Below are 1011 nucleotides of genomic sequence, written 5' to 3'. Positions count from 1 at the left end.
GAGTCTATCCCAAAATTATCTTTCTATAAACAATCATAAAACAAGAGAACTGTATCAGCCCAAGATAGTTCTCAGCCTTCTTCTCATATCTGGTAAATAACTTTCTAAATCTGTTATGCCATGAATTAGTTCTTTCTACAACCCATCTCTTGGAAGAATATTGTTTTATGGTGGCTATCGATGAAGGTATTTCTTTTTTATTGTTCATACCTTTCTTCTTGTTGTTCTTGTTCTTGTTCTTGTTCTTGATTGGTATATGTAATACATATCCTCGTTTGATTAGTTTCTGTTCTTCTTCTACAGAATTATACCCTTTATCAAGACATAGATGTTGTATCAACCTTCTACTTTTTGTGCCTCGTCTTGATTTAGATGTGGATGATCTTGGTCTTTTGATGACGGTATTATCAACTACATCTGTAACCAGTTTTATGTCATGGGTACTGGCGGGTGATATCACAGCAGATAAGACGATACCTTTCTTATCTGTCAAAATATGTCTTTTTGTGCCTAGCTTGCTCCCATTATCTGTGGGATTATTTCTAGTCTTGTCCACCCTAAAGGCGACTTTATGGATATAGAATCAAGAGATTGCCAGGCCCAGTTGATATCCAACTTTTCATCATAGATTTTTAATAGTTTGGCCCATGTCATTCTAAAAATATCCAGTTTATTCCATTCCTGAAATCTCCTATGACAGGTAGATCCAGAACCGTATTCTTTGGGAAGCATTTTCCACTGGCATCCTGTTCTAAGTATGTATAGGATTCCATCAAGGACGCTTCTGTATGGCACAACCGGTCGACCAACAGTCTTTTGCGGCTTTTCTTTAGGAAGGAACTTCTTAAACTCATCCCATAACTTAACTTATCTGGAATCCTTTTGATAGTAGGAAGATGGAAGATTATGGTTATGGACAATCCTTGCTTTCACTTCCTTCTGGATACAGGTCACAGTTTAGCAAGAGAGATAAGAAGCTATATTTCTATCGAATTTTGGGATAGGCTCTAA

The 1011-nt window shown here is 36.7% G+C and carries 1 protein-coding gene and 1 pseudogene; both read right to left on the bottom strand.

All coding sequences use genetic code 11. The features are described from left to right. Positions 1 to 4 precede the first annotated feature (4 nt). Positions 5 to 556: a transposase gene (locus tag F1Z66_RS15110; protein WP_195907557.1), complete on the bottom strand. Its 552-nt coding sequence runs from the start codon at positions 554 to 556 to the stop codon at positions 5 to 7. Further along, a pseudogene (locus F1Z66_RS15105) lies at positions 511 to 849 on the bottom strand (transposase); the annotation flags it as partial. The pseudogene F1Z66_RS15105 and the gene F1Z66_RS15110, both read right to left, overlap by 46 nt. Positions 850 to 1011 lie beyond the last annotated feature (162 nt).

The organism is Candidatus Nitrosocosmicus agrestis (genome assembly GCF_008389435.1).
Classification (GTDB): Archaea; Thermoproteota; Nitrososphaeria; order Nitrososphaerales; family Nitrososphaeraceae; genus Nitrosocosmicus; species Nitrosocosmicus agrestis.
This window is presented reverse-complemented; position numbering and strand designations above follow the sequence as displayed.